This window comes from Rubrivirga sp., from assembly GCF_049648075.1.
Classification (GTDB): domain Bacteria; phylum Bacteroidota; class Rhodothermia; order Rhodothermales; family Rubricoccaceae; genus Rubrivirga.
The window spans coordinates 1-3041 of sequence record NZ_JBARYR010000181.1; the positions used below are offsets into that span (position 1 = coordinate 1).

Consider the following 3041-nt stretch of genomic DNA (forward strand, 5'->3'; position numbering starts at 1 on the left):
TGGGGGTTGGGGGTTGGGGGTTGGGGGTTGGGGGTTGGGGGTTGGACGGGCCGCGGCGTCCAAGTTCCCGTCCTCGAGGACGGGTGGAACCGTGCGATCGGACGTGGCGCGTCGGGATCCCTCGACAGGCTCGGGATGACGTTGTTGGCAGGGGCGTGGCGTATCGGGGAGAGCTACTCTTAACCGCCGTCGAGGTCGGGTCCGTCGAGGGGGGGGTGTCCAGAACTTTGTGTAAGCGGCCTCATCTTCCATCCTGACCGCTTCCCCCCTCATGGCAATCCCCAAAGAGCTGCTCGACCAGCTCCTCGAACACTGCGACGACCCGCAAGAACTGCTCGCACAGGGTGGCTTCCTCCACCAACTCACCGGACGGCTCGTCGAGCGCGCGCTCGAAGGCGAGATGACCGACCACCTCGGCTACGAGAAACACGGCAAGAGCACCGGAAACGCACGAAACGGCCACTCTGCCAAGACGCTCAAAGCTGAGCACGGCGATGTCGAGATCCGCGTGCCGCGTGACCGAAACGGCGCCTTCGAGCCCGCCATCGTGCCCAAGCACGCCCGGCGCCTACCCGCGCTCGATGACAAGGTGCTCTCGCTCTACGCCCGCGGCATGACGACCCGCGACAGGGCCACCTGGAGGAGCTCTACCACACCGCCATCTCGCCGACGCTGATCTCGAACGTGACCGCGGCGGTGCTCGACGACGTGGTAGCCTGGCAGAACCGGCCGCTCGACGGGCTCTATCCCATCCTGTACCTGGACGCCTTGTTCGTCAAGGTCCGCCACGAGGGCCGGGTCCAGCGCAAGGCCGTCTACCTCGCGCTCGCCGTCAACCTCGACGGCGAGAAGGAGGTGCTCGGTCTCTGGATCGCCGACACCGAGGGCTCGAAGTTCTGGCTCGGCGTGCTCACCGAACTGCAGAACCGGGGCGTCGAGGATGTCTTGATCTGCTGCGTGGACGGACTGACCGGCTTTTCGGAGGCCATCCAGGCGGTCTTCCCGCCGACGCTCGTCCAACTCTGCATCGTCCACATGGTGCGGGGCAGCCTGCGCTTCGTCAATTGGAAGGACCGCAAGGCGGTCGCTCGTGATCTGAAAGCGGTCTACCGAGCGCCAACCGAAGCCGCAGGGCGCGCTGCGCTGGTGGCCTTTGGAGAGCGGTGGGACGAGACCTATCCGACGATCCGGCCCTCGTGGGAGCGCCACTGGGACGAGCTCTCGGCCTTCTACGGCTTCCCTGACGAGATCCGCCGGGTGATCTACACCACGAACGCCATCGAGGCGGTCAACCGGCAGCTGCGCAAGGCCGTTAAGACGCGCGGGGCGCTACCGAGCGACGAGTCGGCGATGAAGCTGCTCTACCTGGCGCTCGACAAGGCGTCGCGCAAGTGGACACGGCCGATCGCCAACTGGCCGGGCGCGCTGAACCCCTTCGCCATCGAGTTCGAGGGCCGCGTGCCCCTTCCCTGACCCCAGCGTTTACACAGAAATCTTTACACCCCCGTCGAGGCCGAAGCCAGCCTCTCGATTGCCGTCCCACCCAGCCGTCATCCTGAGTAGAGCGCAGCGGAGTCGAAGGATCTCGACGCGCCATGCTGTTGCTATGGTGCCCCGCTCGTCCTCGAGGCCGCGAAACCGTCCCGGACTCCTCACAGTCGAGTCGTCCTCGAGGCCGCAGATTCCACTCGTCCACTCGTCCACTCGTCCACTCGTCCACTCGTCCACTCGTCGTGGCCCATCGCAAGCCGAACCTCCCCACCAAGACGTGTCCCGTCTGCGGCCGCCCGTTCGCGTGGCGCAAAAAGTGGGCGCGCGACTGGGACGCCGTCGTGTACTGCTCCGAGCGGTGCCGCCGCTCGAAGAACAAGTCTGGTCAGGCCTCGAGGGCGGGCTAGATCTCGACTGGCTCGGTCCTGGGCGCGGTCGCACGGACGATGCCGTACGGCCCGGCGTGTCCTGCATAGCGACCGAGTACCTGGGGCTCCACGTGCTCGTGATCGTGATCGGCCTCGAGGGCGCCGCCGGGACCGACGCGGCCGAGGCTCACCCGGTTGCCGTCGACGACGACGACCGTCTCGCCTTCAGGGACATCGCCCTCGTCGACGAACACGTAGCGCGCGTCGCCGAACTCGGCGGTCCGGTCGGTCCCGGCGCTCAACTCGACGGCCTGGAGGGCGGCCACGTCGGGAAATAACGTTGTCAGTGAGAGACGGTCAGAAGGGGCCGGCTCGATGCGACCGGAGCGGAGCGTCCCCCTTACACGGACGGACCCCTCGCGCGCGGCCTGCTCGATCAGCGCGTACCCGTTCTTGCTCCGTTGCAAAAATCCCTTTCGGGAAAGCGCTTGCAAGTTCTGCGTCACCGAGTTCGGCGAGCGGTACTCGAAGTGGTCGGCGATCTCTCTGTACGTCGGCCAGACCTTGTGCTGGTCGACGTGGCCTCGGAGGTATTCGAGGAAGGAGAGCTGCTTTTGTGTGAGCTGTCGGCGGCTCATGGTGGGGTCTGAGGACTGGGTCGAAAGTAGAGTGTCGAGTCTTGTTGCACAACTTTAAACCACATGTGCGGAATCTGTCCGTGTCACGCGCCCGGCGGTTCTTGGTCCGCGAGCGCGCGGAGCCGGATCTCCATCTGGTCCGCGACCCCCCGCACACGCTCCGGGAACGACGATTCGGTGTGCAGGCGGAGGTACGCATCGACCAGGTTCTCGACCTCGCGGCGGACGTCGTCGTCCAAGCGCATTCGCCCGGCGACATCGAGGCCGGTCCGGGCCAGGACGGCGAACGCGCGCAGGGCCGCCCGGCTCGACCGGATGCCGTCACTCGTGCCGAACGCCGCCACGCTCCCGCTCTCGAGCCGCAGCCGCCCCCCGTCGTATCCCAACGCGAGCACGTCCTCACGCTGCACGTCGGGCGCGAAGCCGAGCAGGGACGCGAGGTGGAGCTGGAGCCACGGCACCGCGTTGGCCGGATTCTCCTCCGCTTCATCGATGTGCACGAGGGCGCCGACGACCAAGTCGAGGACGAGCGGGTGGGACTCGC

3 protein-coding genes and 2 pseudogenes are annotated in these 3041 nt (G+C 66.8%); 3 read left to right on the top strand and 2 right to left on the bottom strand.

Annotation, left to right across the window (positions count from 1 at the left end):
• From WBA11_RS05180 to WBA11_RS05190, 3 genes and pseudogenes are all read left to right on the top strand, one after another.
• A pseudogene (locus WBA11_RS05180) lies at positions 1 to 183 on the top strand (hypothetical protein); the annotation flags it as partial.
• Positions 184 to 271: 88 nt separating this feature from the next.
• A pseudogene (locus WBA11_RS05185) lies at positions 272 to 1473 on the top strand (IS256 family transposase).
• A 260-nt stretch (positions 1474 to 1733) separates the two neighbouring features.
• Entirely contained in the window at positions 1734 to 1898 is a 165-nt protein-coding gene (locus tag WBA11_RS05190; RefSeq protein ID WP_424519654.1) for a DUF2256 domain-containing protein, read from the top strand.
• Here WBA11_RS05190 and WBA11_RS05195 read toward each other — a convergent pair.
• Positions 1895 to 2497: a LexA family protein gene (locus WBA11_RS05195; RefSeq protein WP_424519652.1), complete on the bottom strand. Its 603-nt coding sequence runs from the start codon at positions 2495 to 2497 to the stop codon at positions 1895 to 1897. The genes WBA11_RS05190 and WBA11_RS05195 overlap by 4 nt on opposite strands.
• An 83-nt stretch (positions 2498 to 2580) precedes the next feature.
• Positions 2581 to 3041 (bottom strand): DNA repair protein RecO (gene recO, locus WBA11_RS05200; protein ID WP_424519653.1); only part of this gene is annotated, 461 nt, incomplete at its 5' end.